This is a genomic window from Stenotrophomonas sp. SrG (assembly GCF_050031795.1).
Lineage (GTDB): Bacteria > Pseudomonadota > Gammaproteobacteria > Xanthomonadales > Xanthomonadaceae > Stenotrophomonas > Stenotrophomonas rhizophila_A.
Map to the genome: position 1 here is coordinate 1 of NZ_JBNBBE010001242.1, position 237 is coordinate 237.

Annotated in this window: 1 protein-coding gene; it reads left to right on the forward strand. The window is 68.8% G+C overall.

Going from position 1 to position 237, the window contains the following annotated elements; translation table 11 throughout:
• Window positions 1-39: 39 nt before the first annotated feature.
• A partial coding sequence (locus ACQG3P_RS23410) for a DEAD/DEAH box helicase (RefSeq protein WP_426806380.1) occupies window positions 40-237 on the forward strand: 198 nt, incomplete at its 3' end.

A 237-nucleotide genomic window follows, 5' to 3' on the forward strand; every position in this document is an offset into this window, starting at 1 on the left:
CCACTGCCACGTAAAACGGTAGTGGCTTCGGAGTTCCCCATGTCCCCAGAATCCCCCACGCCGCTGCTGTTCGCAGACCTCGGCCTGTCCGACGCTGTGATGAAGGCTGTTGCCGCCGGCGGCTATGAAACCCCGTCGCCGATCCAGGCCGCCACCATCCCGGCGTTGCTGGTAGGCCGCGACGTGCTGGGCCAGGCCCAGTCCGGCACCGGCAAGACCGCCGCCTTCGCGCTGCCG